The sequence below is a fragment of the Pseudoalteromonas sp. A757 genome (assembly GCF_004103285.1).
Taxonomy (GTDB): Bacteria; Pseudomonadota; Gammaproteobacteria; order Enterobacterales; family Alteromonadaceae; genus Pseudoalteromonas; species Pseudoalteromonas galatheae.
On sequence record NZ_QNQN01000070.1, the window covers coordinates 237,566 to 251,669 of the forward strand.

14 protein-coding genes are annotated in these 14,104 nt (G+C 43.6%); 8 read left to right on the forward strand and 6 right to left on the reverse strand.

Annotated features, from left to right (window positions below; genetic code table 11):
• Positions 1–10 precede the first annotated feature (10 nt).
• Complete coding sequence (locus tag DRB05_RS14040; protein WP_128727509.1) at positions 11–421, reverse strand: NUDIX hydrolase; 411 nt, start codon at positions 419–421, stop codon at positions 11–13.
• A gap of 231 nt (positions 422–652) precedes the next feature.
• Between DRB05_RS14040 and DRB05_RS14045 the strand changes: the two genes are divergently transcribed.
• On the forward strand, positions 653–835 hold the full coding sequence (locus DRB05_RS14045; protein WP_128727510.1) for a hypothetical protein: 183 nt from the start codon (positions 653–655) through the stop codon (positions 833–835).
• A gap of 109 nt (positions 836–944) precedes the next feature.
• On the opposite strand, the gene DRB05_RS14050 is transcribed toward DRB05_RS14045, so the two are convergent.
• Together DRB05_RS14050 and DRB05_RS14055 are read right to left on the reverse strand one after the other, a co-directional pair.
• Entirely contained in the window at positions 945–1,943 is a 999-nt protein-coding gene (locus DRB05_RS14050) for an LLM class flavin-dependent oxidoreductase (RefSeq protein WP_128727511.1), read from the reverse strand.
• Positions 1,944–2,070: 127 nt separating this feature from the next.
• The gene (locus DRB05_RS14055) at positions 2,071–3,774 is read right to left on the reverse strand and encodes an amidohydrolase (protein ID WP_128727512.1); all 1,704 of its coding nucleotides are present in this window, start codon (positions 3,772–3,774) and stop codon (positions 2,071–2,073) included.
• Between the two features lie 134 nt (positions 3,775–3,908).
• Here DRB05_RS14055 and DRB05_RS14060 point away from each other — a divergent pair, with 134 nt between their 5' ends.
• Together DRB05_RS14060 and DRB05_RS14065 are read left to right on the forward strand one after the other, a co-directional pair.
• Positions 3,909–4,577 carry a response regulator transcription factor gene (locus DRB05_RS14060; protein WP_128727513.1) on the forward strand — a complete coding sequence of 223 codons (669 nt, stop codon included), beginning with the start codon at positions 3,909–3,911 and terminating at the stop codon, positions 4,575–4,577.
• Between the two features lie 82 nt (positions 4,578–4,659).
• Positions 4,660–5,727 carry a HAMP domain-containing histidine kinase gene (locus DRB05_RS14065; RefSeq protein ID WP_128727514.1) on the forward strand — a complete coding sequence of 356 codons (1,068 nt, stop codon included), beginning with the start codon at positions 4,660–4,662 and terminating at the stop codon, positions 5,725–5,727.
• 70 nt (positions 5,728–5,797) lie between these two features.
• On the opposite strand, the gene DRB05_RS14070 is transcribed toward DRB05_RS14065, so the two are convergent.
• A complete protein-coding gene (locus DRB05_RS14070; RefSeq protein WP_128727515.1) occupies positions 5,798–6,055 on the reverse strand; it encodes a tetratricopeptide repeat protein in 258 nt (85 codons plus the stop codon).
• Between the two features lie 105 nt (positions 6,056–6,160).
• On the opposite strand from DRB05_RS14070, the gene DRB05_RS23035 reads away from it, so the two are divergent.
• On the forward strand, positions 6,161–6,553 hold the full coding sequence (locus DRB05_RS23035; protein WP_275669091.1) for a hypothetical protein: 393 nt from the start codon (positions 6,161–6,163) through the stop codon (positions 6,551–6,553).
• 49 nt (positions 6,554–6,602) lie between these two features.
• On the opposite strand, the gene DRB05_RS14080 is transcribed toward DRB05_RS23035, so the two are convergent.
• Positions 6,603–7,088 carry a GNAT family N-acetyltransferase gene (locus tag DRB05_RS14080; RefSeq protein WP_128727516.1) on the reverse strand — a complete coding sequence of 162 codons (486 nt, stop codon included), beginning with the start codon at positions 7,086–7,088 and terminating at the stop codon, positions 6,603–6,605.
• A 273-nt stretch (positions 7,089–7,361) separates the two neighbouring features.
• Between DRB05_RS14080 and DRB05_RS14085 the strand changes: the two genes are divergently transcribed.
• Positions 7,362–8,426, forward strand: coding sequence for a linear amide C-N hydrolase (locus tag DRB05_RS14085; protein ID WP_128727517.1), 1,065 nt, complete (start codon positions 7,362–7,364; stop codon positions 8,424–8,426).
• Positions 8,427–8,481: 55 nt separating this feature from the next.
• Here DRB05_RS14085 and DRB05_RS14090 read toward each other — a convergent pair whose 3' ends face one another.
• A complete protein-coding gene (locus tag DRB05_RS14090; RefSeq protein ID WP_128727518.1) occupies positions 8,482–9,291 on the reverse strand; it encodes a sulfite exporter TauE/SafE family protein in 810 nt (269 codons plus the stop codon).
• Positions 9,292–9,755: 464 nt separating this feature from the next.
• Between DRB05_RS14090 and DRB05_RS14095 the strand changes: the two genes are divergently transcribed.
• The 3 genes from DRB05_RS14095 (at position 9,756) to DRB05_RS14105 (ending at position 14,074) form a co-directional block, all read left to right on the forward strand.
• The gene (locus tag DRB05_RS14095) at positions 9,756–10,733 is read left to right on the forward strand and encodes a DUF1852 domain-containing protein (RefSeq protein ID WP_128727519.1); all 978 of its coding nucleotides are present in this window, start codon (positions 9,756–9,758) and stop codon (positions 10,731–10,733) included.
• Between the two features lie 28 nt (positions 10,734–10,761).
• Positions 10,762–11,802, forward strand: coding sequence for a methionine synthase (locus tag DRB05_RS14100; protein ID WP_010370114.1), 1,041 nt, complete (start codon positions 10,762–10,764; stop codon positions 11,800–11,802).
• A 238-nt stretch (positions 11,803–12,040) separates the two neighbouring features.
• Positions 12,041–14,074 (forward strand): S9 family peptidase, encoded by a 2,034-nt coding sequence (locus tag DRB05_RS14105; RefSeq protein ID WP_128727520.1) that lies wholly within the window; start codon positions 12,041–12,043, stop codon positions 14,072–14,074.
• The last annotated feature ends 30 nt before the right edge of the window (positions 14,075–14,104 follow it).

Here is a 14,104-nt window from a genome sequence, read left to right on the forward strand (position 1 = left end):
AATTGCTATTTTAGCCTTGATAAAGTGTGCTGTTTTCTTCCAAAAAGTTCACCAAAGGCAAAAACAGCGGTTGCGGCAATTCATCAAGCGAGAACCACTGCCATTGTTTACATTTATTTGGCTCTCTAACTTCTGCATCGTGAGTATCGCACCTTGCTATGACAAACAGAGTGACATAATGTTTCTGCTCATCAGCAAAATAATCATTAGTAAAGCCAAGCTTTTCAACGTTTACAACATCTAGCCCCGTTTCTTCATGCACCTCTCTTATTGCACATGCCTCAATGTCCTCTCCATACTCTAAGTGACCCCCCGGCGTTGCCCAAGTATGTTCGCCATGGGCACCGATGCGTTCACCAAGTAAAATTTTATTATCGTGTATTAAGACCACGCCAACTCCGACACGTACAACTTGATCCATCACTTATCCTTACTGTTGTTTTTTTGGATATTATATAGTGTGTGTCCTAAAAAGTTCAGAGCTATTCAACACATACATGTCTAACACAAAAGAAAACAATTAAATCACAATAAAAAAACATAACCCCATAAAATTGACATCACTTTAAAATTATGAAAATGTACGCTTGCCCATTACAGGAACTCTGGGTAAAAAAATTATTAGAACATACTGACAACTAAGGAATAAGTAATGAAATTAACGATAAAGAAATCAAGTTTGAAATCGCTTTCATCTCAATCACTACAACTTAATCTTGCTCAAACACCAAATATCGCTGGTGGGAACAAAGAGCAAAACAACCGCCCTCAGGCTGCCGGAACACGTATAGATTGCGCATCTATTGCGGTTAACCTTCCTTGTGTGATCATGTAAGGTACGATTGTTATACTTTTGTATAGAAACTGACAAGGCCGCTGCCGCGGCCTATCTATAATCGTTTTTAAAATCAGCGCTGTAACCCAAGCTACTTGTAGAGGACCAACTAAGACGATGTTAAGCTCGCCAAGATTTCAAGCGCATGTTTTCTATCGCTTAACTCGTATAAATCGTTGGTAAAAATAAACTCATCGACCGCTAGCTCACGTTTAATCATGCTGAGTTTATGATATACAGTCGCGGGACTTCCAACCACAGATAGACCTAAAAAGCTTTCAACTTGCATTTGCTCTTGGGCATTCCATAGACCCTCCATCGAGTCAACAGGGGGTTTTAACCATAACGCCTGACCTCGCATCAACGCTAGGATACGTTGCTTTGACGTGGTAGCTAAATACTGCGCTTGCTCGTCGGTATCCGCTGCAACTACGGGCAAACCAAGCATTACATAAGGTTTATCTAACACTTCTGATGATTGGAAATCGCGGCGATAAAGCGCAATTGCATCATGTACAAATCGTGGCGCAAAGTGACCCGCAAATGCATAAGGTAAACCTCGCTTTGCAGCAAGTTGGGCACTATAAAGACTCGAACCAAGCAACCAGATTGGTACCTTAGTATTTTCACCCGGAATGGCACGCACCGAGGATTTACCATCATAAGGCCCTAGCAAGGCCTGTAATTCAGCGACTTCGTCGTCAAATTGCTCTGCACGTCTGTCATCGCGACGCAGTGCTCGGCTGGTAATCGGATCGCTGCCAGGCGCTCGCCCTAACCCCAAATCAATACGTCCAGGATAGAGGCTTTCTAAGGTGCCAAACTGCTCAGCGACGACTAACGGTGGATGGTTTGGCAACATCACGCCACCCGCCCCCACCCGAATATTGCGAGTGTGCCCAGCAATATGCCCTATCAATACAGAGGTTGCTGCGCAGACAATACCACGCATATTATGATGCTCAGCCATCCAAAAGCGTTTAAAGCCAAGTTCATCCGCTTTTTGCGCATAAGCCACGCTGTTAGCGAGGGTTTGTGAAACGGTATTTTGCTCTTTCATCGGGCTTAATTCGAGCAAAGAAAATGGCATGTTGGCAAGTGAAGTCATAACAATCCTTAACGCTTTGAGTTACACCATAGAGTAAGGGTTGCAGCCCCCATTTCAATCCGAAATTCTGCACTACATTGTTGCTGATTTTCGACTGGTTATGAACAATCAAGCCATTAGCTTTACGTCAAAAGGCCTGATTTCCATGGACCCACGTTTGCGTAACCTTGGTCGCTTTTATTTCTTCGAATGTTACATCGAATAGATTTCGGTCTAACACAATAAAGTCAGCAAGCTTTCCAACCTCAAGGCTTCCAACAATGTCTTCTTGTCGCATCGCGTACGCAGCATTTATTGTGTAGGCCGCAATTGCTTGTTCTAATGAGATTGCTTCAGGCTGTCGAGTAACTGCATTCGCGATACCGATAAAAGGATTAAGCGTACTCACATTCCAATCGCTGCTCAGCGTGAGCATCGCACCATTTTCACTTAGGCTCTTAATTGGAACCAAATGATCAGCCCGCTCGCGGCCTAACAGTGGCTGCATTTCTTGCCAATGATGCGGTTGAGTAAATTCTCCTGCGACTTGTGCATCTGCTATCACACCCAACGCGGAAAACCTTTTATAATCTTCAGGATCAACAACTTCTACATGGGTAAGGCGATGCCGAGCAGTTCCTTTAGAGGCCGCCTCAATGGCATTTAACGCTTCATGTATTCCTCTGTCGCCAATTGCATGAATATTAAAATCAAAGCCACTAGGCTCCAATGCTTTTATATATTTCTCTAGCCGAGCTTGGGTAAAATAATTCACTCCACGGTTACCATCGAGCTTAAGCCAATCTACTTTATAAGGCTCTTTCATTGCCGCAGTGGTATTCACCAAAATACCATCCATGTAAAACTTTATTTGGTCGATTTTTAGTAAGCTATTTGGCGTCGTATTATAAAACGATTTAAGCGCTCTAATTTGACTTTCATCACTTGCTTCAGGATAAGCCCATAAGCCCAAGCTGACTCGCATCTTCAAGACACCATCCGCTTGTAGTTTTTGCCAAGTATCTAATTGGCCGCGTTGCCAATATACGCGAGCATCACTAATCGATGTTATTCCGTGGCTTAGAAGCATAGGCTGGGTATATTCAACAAAGCCAATATAGTTTTGGCTCTGCTCATCCCCTAAAGATTGCATTGCAAGGTCCATAGCAATATTGCCCGCGTTGTCATACAAGATGCCATTCAACTCTCCGACATCATTTCGGCCAATAACCCCCCCTATCGGATCACGGCTGCTCGCATGTATGTTAGCCAACGAGAGGGCTTTGGAGTTTACCCACATTGAATGTGAAGTTTGCTCCATGATAATGACTGGTCGGTCTGGGATTACTTCATCAATTAGAACTTTGGGCGATATATCGAGATCAAGTAAGGTATCTATATTATGACCATAACCGATCAACCAAGCTGCATCAGGGTTTTCGCTTGCAGCTTGATAAAGTACATCTTGATAACCATCTATTGTGTCGTACTGCGCAGCTGTAAAATGGGTTGCATCTGACGCTGATTCCAGTGGGTGGATATGGACATCATGAAGGCCTGGAAGCACCATCTTACCTGCTAAATCATACACATTTGTTTTTTTACCAATATAGGACTTGGCTCCTTTTTCATCACCTAAATAAACGATTTCGCCATCCTTGACCGCCATGGCTTGGGCCCAAGGCTTGGATTGTGTAACAGTGTAAATAGCAGCGTTACTAAACACTTTGTCTGCAAACTGGGGATCTGAAGGTTCTATTTGAGTTGTTAGCGTATTATTCTCTCCACACCCAGCTAATACACAGCTCAAAGCTATCGCGGTAAATGTGATCATCGTATCTCGCTTGTTCATATCGTTCTCCTAAAAGTTCTCCTAGTATAGCTATACTCAGGTAACCAGAAGGTAACCACCATTCTCATATTTTAGTCGCTAAAACATTTCAGGTTCGCTAGCATAGAGGAAGCAACAGACAAAACCGTGTTTTTATGATTATTTTATTGGTTGAAGATGATCGCCAGCTCGCTACAATCACCGCAAATTACCTCAATGATGAAGGCATTGAGGTTGATTATGCAGACAGCATTTCTAGCGCTAAAGCCATATCGTCAGAACAACAATATGATGCAATTGTACTGGACTTAGAACTACCAGACGGTTTCGGCTTTGAACTTGCCCGTGAGTTTTCAATAAGCCACAAACAAACTCCCATTCTCTTTCTAACCGCGCAGCACTGTCTAGAGGCAAAGTTGCGTGCGTTTGAGCTTGGTGCACTTGACTATCTCACTAAGCCCTTCGAACTTGCCGAGCTTAGCGTAAGATTAAAACTACTTGGGCGAAAGCATCACCCACAACCGAGTGAAATATTTCACCTTGATACCCTCACGGTGGACTTAAGTGCCCACATTGCAACTCGCGCGTTGAGGCCAATCACATTGTCACCACAACAATGGTGCTTATTGAAGCTTTTGATCCGGCACTCCCCTAACCCAGTATCAAAACACACTGTAATAGAACATGTCTGGCAACATGATGACGTTTCCCCTGACATGTATAAGTCACTTTTAAGTCGATTACGAAAAAACCTCAGTCAAGGTCATGAATTGGAGTTATTTCATACCATAAAAGGGATTGGAGTCCTGCTGGATGCAAAATAGCACACTATCCTTAACAACATATCTCACTAATAGGTTAGTGGGGATATTTATAATTATTAGTCTCATTTTTTTCAGTACCACAATGGTGGTTTATTGGTTTGGACTAGATGACACCGCAGAGTTTTACCTTTATAAGGATGCGCACGAGTTTCAAATACAACAGCAAGAAATTGATACTAGATTTCGAACAGTGACTCAAACGCTTGATAGCCTGAATGAACGCGAACAGAATAACTTTAATCATCGCGTTCCATGGGAACAACCGACCCTGATCAGTGAAAATGGCTTAGATACCTATTATCTTAAACTCCCCCCTCTACATAACACCCCTGCACTCTATGTGTTGCATCGTTTCGAACAGCATCAATCCCTAGATATAAAACCTCTATTATTCACTGTAACTTCAATGATGCTCTGCGTGTTAGCCATAGTCATCTTTTTTGTTTTACGAAAAGTGAGGCAACAAACGCATCACTTTAGAACAAATGTTGAGCAACTGGAGAGTCACCACACTATCATTTTTAGTGAATTCGCCCTTGCTCAACAAGCGATATTTGATGCGGTGACAGAGCAAAAAAATGCAGTGAAGCGTGAATATGAATTTGCTAGTTTTTTAAGTCATGAGATCAAACAACCGCTCACGTTAATCGGACATCAATTAGCAAGATTCGACCAACTTGATATGTTACCTCCACCCAGCCTATCGCTAATAGATGCGCTAAAACATGCTCAGCGCGATACAACTCAATTATGCGATACAATACTGAATTTATGGCAACCGCAAGACTACACAGTGTCCTCTAAAACGGAAATTAACCAAACGCTACTAGAATGGGCAAACACCAGTGATGCAGATATTCAAGTTGAGCTCCTTGCCCCAGAACACTATTTACAACTATCTAAACCTGAATTAGCCTTGTTACTCAAACAAATAGAAACTAACTTTAATAAGTATGGTATTGCACCACTTAAAGTCACTGTTCATCCGCAGTATTTACATTTTGAAAACGCCATCAATGAAGAGCTACTCCGCCAGTCCAGTCACGGTATAGGGATGTTTATTATCAAAGCCATAGCTAAAAAAGCAAATTGGCAACTCACCTCTAGCCAGACAGAGTTCACGTTCAGTTTGAAGCTCACTAAACTATAAAAATGACGCGCTTAGCTGCTGAGTCATGATAGCTCACCCAGCAGCTGCAATTTGGCCAAGGCAACGGTTACTACAGCGAATTTTTCGTACTTACAGGTGTTTCTAAACTCGCTAGTTGCTTCTTTGCAGATTCGAGGTTAGGGTCAAGTAGCATTGCCTGTTTTAAAATCGCCTTTGCACGTTTTAGTTGATTATCGGCAATCAGTGCCTCTGCGAGACTATCTAACCCATTGGCTGAACCTGGGAATGCTCCAACGTTTAGCTCAAATGCAGCAATAGCAGCGGCATTTTTCTCTTCTCCCAAAAGCGCATAACCCAAGTCATTCAACTGCGCTTCTGAAAAGTCATAATCATTATACCTAATCGGCCTTGAGGCGATTATATTGACGTCTCGCCTCAGCAGGTTCCTCTTGGGTAAAGATCTTACAAAGAGCTGCTTGCATTAAAGCGTGCCAATACTCTCAGAGATGCGGCCAAAGTTCTAGGCGTAAGCCACACGACAGTATCTCGTAGGCTACATGCTTTAAATCAACGCTTTAGTCTTGATATATGCATGCTTTCGCAAGGCAAAGTCTCGTTTTCTGAATTGGGACTGCAGCTGCTCAGTGCCGCTGAAAACATGGAAGCCTGCCTTGCCCCTCACTTAAGCCAAATTAACACTTCGGTTAAGCAGTTAAAGCAAAAAATAAACTTATCTATCCCTCCTGCGATTTTGCAGTATGTCTTGTTAGACGAATTACATGAATTTCAGCAAAAAAATCTATACTCAACGTCAAGCGGCTTATCAGCTTTTTACTTAAGACTATGCACAGTAAACAAATACTGATCGACTGCGCAAAATGACATTCGCCACGTTAGTTTAGATCCTGTCCACTTTAATCAGCCAACCATTTATACATAACATAGCTATCTACCAAACCCAGACGAGGATGCTTGTATGCCTTGGGAATGGTGCCCACAATGGTAAAACCAAGCTTTTGCCAAAGTTTAATCGCCACTTCATTAGTCGATACCACACTATTAAATTGCATGGCTTCGAACCCCAGTGCTAACGCTTGCTGCTGGGAATGTTCGCACATCAGCCGTGCAATTCCTTTACCACGAGCCAAACTCGACACCATGTAACCACAGTTACATATGTGGCTACTCGGACCCATCGCATTTTGTCGCAAATAATAGCTGCCAAGTACTTGCCCATTCTCAACATATGCAAAAGCTTTAAGCGGCGTTTCACACCAAAGTAAAAATGCCTGTTCCATACTCATATTTGAGTCAAATGCATACGTTTCTTGCGCTTGGATCACTTCTGAAAATGTTGGCCAAAACGACTCAAAATCATCCCGCGTTATCTCTCTTATCATCCCATTTCCTCTAAACGTCATACCTGATAGTAATTAACCCAATTCTTGCAAATATACTCATTCTACTAACCTCACACCACTTTTGTTTTAGGGAACCTGAGACAAATACTTGTCGAATCATTAGTTTTTCGTACTAATGGTTACTGACACCACTCCTGTAATGCACTGTAACTTTCTGTAATGTATTTAGCCTTTTTCAAAGCCTAGTATGAATCAGTAGGTTGATGAGAAACCACTCATCAAAAGGATATTTAATTTTCTTGTGAGGTTGTTATGTGTACTAGAGCTTTTAATAACTGGAATAGAGCATATTTAGCTACTGCCAGAAATATGGACTGGATGTTTATATTACCTACCAGCTTGTTTGTACTTGAAAAAGGACTAAAAAAATCGGGGCTTGAGCCAGTTTCTGAGCTAGAGGCAATAGCAAGCGAGAAAACTCGTAACCCACTGACATGGACATCTTCTTATAGTAGTGTGGTCGCTATGGTTGGAGATGATTGCAGCGGCTGGGCAGCCTCCGATGGCATGAACTCTATGGGGCTTGTCGCAAATGTATTGTACGACTCAGGCGCGACGTACGGTAAGTCAGCATGCAAAAGTAAAAAGCAGCTGAGCGTCCTTAGATGGTTGCAATATGTGTTAGACAAATTTGTACTGGTCAAGGAAGTCGTTGACGTATTCAGTAAACAAGAAATTCAGATCGTTGGTGCAGAAGTACCTAACAGCGAAGGTAAAACCGCAGCATTGCATTTAATGGTGTCGGATATCAGTGGCGATTCAGCCATTATCGAAGTTGAAAATGGGGTTTTTAAGATCCATCACAGCGCTGACTATCGCGTTGTTACCAATGAACCAAGTTATGAAGATCAGCTAAGGATTAATGATTATTGGCTGTGGCAATGGAGTGATAAAAACAGTCAGCCGAGCCATACGATCCCTGGCGGCCCATACTCAACCGATAGGTTCGAGCGCGCTACGTTTTATCTTAATCACTTAGATTTACCAAACGATGAGCATGATGCCCTTGCACAGGCTCGCTCGGTTGCTGCAAGTGCATCAGTACCCCTTGGCTATAATTTTACAAGCAGTGCCAGCCCAAACATATCTAATACCTTGTGGACAACCGTTGCAGCACATAGGAGCCAAACCTATTACTTTTGCAATGCTCGCACGCCTCATGTTGCTTGGGTAGAATTGGCAAACTTTAACTTTGGATCGCCAGTCAGTGCCTTCACATTGATAAGCGAAGATCCATCTGGGGAGTACATCAATAGCACCAGAAATGGCAAGTTAAACAAATACTTTGAACCAACCGAAGATCCGTTCAAAAAGTAAGATTAACAGAGCTTCTGAGCCAAACACGCGATAGTTCGTTTTGGCTCAAAAGCACTTAATTTACCGCCATATTCACAGCCATCACTAACAGCAGCACCGCAAATACCTTTTTAATCGTGGCAACAGGCAAGTGATGCGTCGCTTTAGCCCCCATTGGAGCGGTAAACCAAGACGTGCACACAATACCTAACAGGGCTGGCAAATAAACAAATCCGGCGAAGCCATCCGAAAGTGCAAAGTGTGCACTGCCCGAGCTAATGTAGCCAACGGAACCAAAGAGTGCGATAACAATGCCACATGCAGAAGCGCATCCTATGGCCTTTTTCATATCAAGAGAGAAAAACGTCAACAGCGGTACCAAAAGTGCTCCACCGCCAATGCCTATCATGGCAGATAAACCACCAGTGATCGTCGTTAATAACGTAAGTATGCCTTTATTCGGCAGCTGCCTTTGGGTTGTGCTCTCATTTTTGCTGCTATAAAACATTTTTATTGCTATCAATACCACACTTACTGCAAATACAATGCGCACTGCGTTTTCGGGTAATAGCGCTGCCAAAAAACCACTGATCAGCGCGCCTAGTGCAACGCCCGTCATTATCCACGGCGCTAAATCCCACGGTACATTACCATTTTTATGATGCGCGATTGCCGATGAGGTAGAAGTAAATAAAATGGATGCCAACGATGTCGCCACGGCGGCTATGACCACTTGCTCCGGTGGTAACACGTTAAAGTACAATAAAATACTGCTCAGCACCGGAACAATAACCAGCCCACCACCAATACCTAACAACCCGGCTAAAAAGCCGACAACACTACCGAGTAGTGCACAATACACAAACAACAATATCAACTCACTCATTCCACTTATCTCTTCTTTTCATTGAGGCGCAAACACCTAAGTGAGCAATATCGGCGTTGCTTTTAGCCTTTCTGCCACCTAAGCGCTGGCGAGTATAACAACATAACGCTTTGCCATTGATGCTTTTGACTTAGATAAGTCTTGAATATTCCTCACGTTTTACTTGAAACAAATGCAACTTAGACATTTAGCAGTCTAGACTTTTATACACCTAATAAGTTTCACTCTACAATTGCTCATATTTTCTGCATATACGACTCAATAAGCGGCATCTATTTTTGTAACTCATGAATCAGACTCATGTTTTATGTGAAATAAAACCGTTTTTCTTCATCTTGTGATCCACGTATAAATCTCACATCACTTAATGTTCGGCACTCTCACTGCGTCCCCGTGGATATCTGTTTACCGCAGTGAAACGTAATTGCCGAGCGCGTCAGCATTAGAATTGGATACCTGAAGACATGAATAACGAGTTTACTTTCACTATTAAGAGCATTCGTCTTGACGAGAATTACCATCCGTCAAACAGCACGCGGATCACCACTAACTTTGCTAATTTGGCAAGAGGCGAAAGCCGCCAGCAAAACTTACGCAATGCCCTAAAGATGATTGATAATCGCTTTAACGCATTGGCTAACTGGGATAACCCAAAAGGTGACCGTTATTCTGTTGAGCTTGAGATAGTCTCTGTTGATATGGATATTGCGGGTAGTGGGCAAACTTTCCCGTCAATTGAGGTATTAAAAACCAACATCGTTGACCACAAAACCAATGAACGCATTGAGGGAATTGTTGGTAACAATTTCTCATCTTACGTACGTGACTACGACTTTAGCGTGCTATTGCTTGATCACAATAAAGATCAACCTAAATTCAGCATCCCAGCTAACTTTGGCGACTTACACGGTAAGCTATTTAAATACTTTGTTGATTCAGAAGCTTACAAGAGTCACTTTAGTAAGCCGCCGGTGATTTGCCTAAGTGTATCGGATAACAAAACCTATCACCGCACCGAAAATCAGCACCCTGTGCTTGGCTTTGAATATCAACCAAATGAGTCATCATTAACTGAGCAATATTTCAAAAAGATGGGCTTAGAGGTGCGCTACTTTATGCCACCAAATAGCGTTGCACCTTTGGCTTTTTACTTCTTTGGTGACTTACTGAATGACTACACCAATCTGGAATTGATCAGCACCATCAGCACTATGGAAACATTCCAAAAGATCTACCGCCCAGAGATTTACAATGCCAATGCGGTGGCGGGCAAGTGCTATCAACCAAACTTGAAAAACTCCGATCACTCGCTAACACAAATTGTTTATGACCGTGAAGAGCGGAGCAAGCTGGCAATTGCGCAAGGTCGATTTGCAGAAGAGCATTTTATCAAGCCTTACCAAAACGTGCTTGAACAATGGTCTGCAAATTACGCTTTATAATCAACGGGAATATGGAACAGCATTTATCATGAAAACACTATTACCAACATCTACTGCTGGCAGTTTACCAAAGCCCGCTTGGCTTGCTCAGCCAGAAACCCTGTGGTCACCTTGGAAACTAGAGGGCGACGAGCTTATTGATGGCAAAAACGATGCACTACGTATTGCTTTGCAAGAGCAACAACTTGCCGGAATTGATATCGTGAGTGACGGCGAGCAAACCCGCCAGCACTTTGTAACCACTTTTATTGAACACCTAAGCGGTGTGGACTTTGAGAAGCGTCAAACGGTAAAAATTCGCGACCGCTATGATGCCAGTGTCCCAACTGTGGTTGGTCCTGTATCTCGCCAAAAGCCGGTTTTTGTTGAAGATGCCAAATTTCTACGCAGCCAAACAGACAAACCTATCAAATGGGCATTGCCAGGTCCTATGACGATGATAGATACACTGTATGATGACCACTACAAAAGCCGTGAAAAGCTAGCGTGGGAATTTGCGAAGATCCTTAACCAAGAAGCCAAAGAACTAGAGGCCGCTGGAGTTGATATCATTCAGTTCGATGAGCCAGCGTTTAATGTATTTTTTGATGAGGTCAACGACTGGGGCATTGCGGCGCTTGAACGTGCCATTGAAGGACTCAAATGCGAAACCGCTGTGCATATTTGTTACGGCTACGGCATTAAAGCTAACACCGATTGGAAAAAGACCTTAGGATCAGAATGGCGTCAATATGAAGAGGCGTTTCCTAAGCTACAAAAATCCAATATCGATATCATCTCTTTAGAGTGCCATAACTCTCACGTGCCAATCGACTTGTTAGCGTTGATCCGTGGTAAAAAAGTGATGGTTGGTGCGATTGATGTTGCAACCAACACCATAGAAACGCCAGAAGAAGTTGCCAACACACTACGCAAAGCGCTTGAGTTTGTTGACGCCGACAAACTCTACCCATGCACTAACTGCGGTATGGCACCACTTTCTCGTGAAGTGGCAAGAGGTAAGCTCGCTGCATTGAGCGCAGGGGCTGAGCTTGTGCGCCAAGAGCTATTAGCCAAAAAATCAGCTTAATAAAGCTTAAATTATGTGCCGCCGTCAAGGAATGATAGCGGCGCGGCTTTCCATTATTGATGAGCACTCATTTCAAGCATCAGCAACTTTCATCCGATTTCACACAAAAAACAGCCACTCATCCCCATTCTATTTGACACATCGAGTTTTTATTTCGTTCTATCGCGTATTAGGTGACATTGAATTGCACCTGAATAACTATGTAGCCCTAAATAAAAATTATATAGAGGGTGGCATTATGCCTTATGGATTGAAACGGACGCTCATTTGCACTTTACTGGCTTGCGCTGCATTGCCAACAGTCGCACAGACTGAGGTGGGATTACAGGCGAAAGACATTTTTGAGCTGGAATATGCAAACGACCCGCAAATATCACCAGATGGTACTCAAGTGGTATATGTGCGTAACAGCAATGATGTGATGAAGGATGCGAAGCGACAAAACCTGTGGCTGGTCGATATTAAGTCAGGCGCACAATCGCCACTCTTCTCTGATGAAAACAATTACAGTCAACCTCGCTGGTCGCCAGATGGTAGCAAAATTGCCTTTGTGAGCAATGTATCTGGTAGCACACAAATTCATGTACATTATCTTGCTCAAAACCGTACGGCACTACTTACACAGTTGCGATCTGGGATCAGTGGCTTAACGTGGTCACCAGATGGCAAATGGCTGGCTTTTAGCCAAAAGGTTGCTGAAAAGCCTGCGGTCATCGCCAAAATGCCAGAAAAACCAAAAGGCGCGAAGTGGTCCGATTCTGCCATTGTTATCGACAAAGCCTACTACCAAGCAGATGGCCGAGGCCTTATCAAACCAGGCTATCGCCAGATCTTCGTATTACCGAGTGAAGGCGGCACGCCACGCCAATTAACCTCTGGTAATTATCACCATAGTGGGAAACTCGCGTGGCGAGCAGACGCTCAGGCGATTGTGTTTTCAGCAAACCGCATTGCAGACTGGGAATACAAGCGCCTAGAGGGCGACTTATTCGAAGTTGATTTTAACCGTAATATCACCCAGCTTACGTCGGCTCCTGGTCGTGAGTACGCACCTAGCTTTTCCGAAAATGGTAAACAGCTGGCTTATCTTAGTGCATCGAACGCGCTAAACCCTTACCGTAATAGCAAACTGAATATTATGGATTGGCAGGACAAAACCTCCCACATGATTGCCAAAGACTTCGACCGCTCAATCCAAGACCCAACTTGGATTGGCAGTGATAGACTGGCGATGACGTACGATGACAACGGCAAGCGAAAGCTCGCGAGCATCACCACAAAAGGTAAAATTACCGACATCACAGATACGCTCTCAGGCACAACCCTTGGTCGCCCTTATTTAAGCGGTGAATTTAGTGCTAACTTTGATGGGGAAATTGCCTTTACGCAAGGTTCGAGTGAACGCCCTGCAGACATCGCAATCACGACAAGAAAAGGTAAAGTAACGCAATTAACTCGCCTTAACGAAGACCTACTTGCACATAAAACCCTTGGTAAAGTGCATGAGATCACGTATAGCTCATCGTTCGACGGGGAGAAAATTCAGGGCTGGTATATTACGCCACCAAATTTTGACCCGAACAAACAATACCCATTACTATTAGAAATTCACGGAGGCCCCCACTTAGCCTACGGCCCCCATTTCTCAGCAGAATTACAGCGTTATGCTGCTGAAGGTTATGTGGTATTTTACGACAATCACAGAGGCAGCAGCTCTTACGGCGAGCGCTTTGCGATGTTGCTCAAGTACAAATACAGCTCAAAAGAAGACTTTGCCGATCATAACTCAGGGGTAGACGCTATGCTTGAGAAAGGCTTTATCGACAAAGATAATCTGTTTATTGCTGGCGGCTCTGCAGGTGGTATCGCAACAGCCTACGCGATTGGCTTAACTAACCGTTTCAACGCTGCAGTTGTCGTAAAGCCTGTGATCAACTGGCTGAGTAAAGTGCTTACCGCTGACAGTGGCCTTGGTCAAATTCCAACGCAATTCCCAGGTATGCCATGGGAGCATATGGAACACTATTGGCAGCGCTCACCGCTTTCGCTCGTTGGCAACGTAACCACACCAACCATGCTAATGACGGGTGAAGAAGACTTGCGCACGCCAATGGCCGAAACCGAACAGTTCTACCAAGCACTTAAGTTACGTAAAATTGACTCTGTACTGGTCAAAATTCCAGGTGCGCCACATGGAATTGCAGGCCGCCCTTCTCGGATGGTCAGCAAAATCGAGCATACGCTCGCTTGGTTTGAAAAGTACAAGAAGTAAACGTAATTCACTTATTTCGATAATCTAGCT

Bases quoted from the DNA above. Each gene is read 5' to 3' on its own strand.
- DRB05_RS14040 (WP_128727509.1), bottom strand. From the start codon at position 421: ATGGATCAAGTTGTACGTGTCGGAGTTGGCGTGGTCTTAATACACGAT.
- DRB05_RS14045 (WP_128727510.1), top strand. From the start codon at position 653: ATGAAATTAACGATAAAGAAATCAAGTTTGAAATCGCTTTCATCTCAA.
- DRB05_RS14050 (WP_128727511.1), bottom strand. From the start codon at position 1,943: ATGACTTCACTTGCCAACATGCCATTTTCTTTGCTCGAATTAAGCCCG.
- DRB05_RS14055 (WP_128727512.1), bottom strand. From the start codon at position 3,774: ATGAACAAGCGAGATACGATGATCACATTTACCGCGATAGCTTTGAGC.
- DRB05_RS14060 (WP_128727513.1), top strand. From the start codon at position 3,909: ATGATTATTTTATTGGTTGAAGATGATCGCCAGCTCGCTACAATCACC.
- DRB05_RS14065 (WP_128727514.1), top strand. From the start codon at position 4,660: ATGGTGGTTTATTGGTTTGGACTAGATGACACCGCAGAGTTTTACCTT.
- DRB05_RS14080 (WP_128727516.1), bottom strand. From the start codon at position 7,088: ATGATAAGAGAGATAACGCGGGATGATTTTGAGTCGTTTTGGCCAACA.
- DRB05_RS14085 (WP_128727517.1), top strand. From the start codon at position 7,362: ATGTGTACTAGAGCTTTTAATAACTGGAATAGAGCATATTTAGCTACT.
- DRB05_RS14090 (WP_128727518.1), bottom strand. From the start codon at position 9,291: ATGAGTGAGTTGATATTGTTGTTTGTGTATTGTGCACTACTCGGTAGT.
- DRB05_RS14095 (WP_128727519.1), top strand. From the start codon at position 9,756: ATGAATAACGAGTTTACTTTCACTATTAAGAGCATTCGTCTTGACGAG.
- DRB05_RS14100 (WP_010370114.1), top strand. From the start codon at position 10,762: ATGAAAACACTATTACCAACATCTACTGCTGGCAGTTTACCAAAGCCC.
- DRB05_RS14105 (WP_128727520.1), top strand. From the start codon at position 12,041: ATGCCTTATGGATTGAAACGGACGCTCATTTGCACTTTACTGGCTTGC.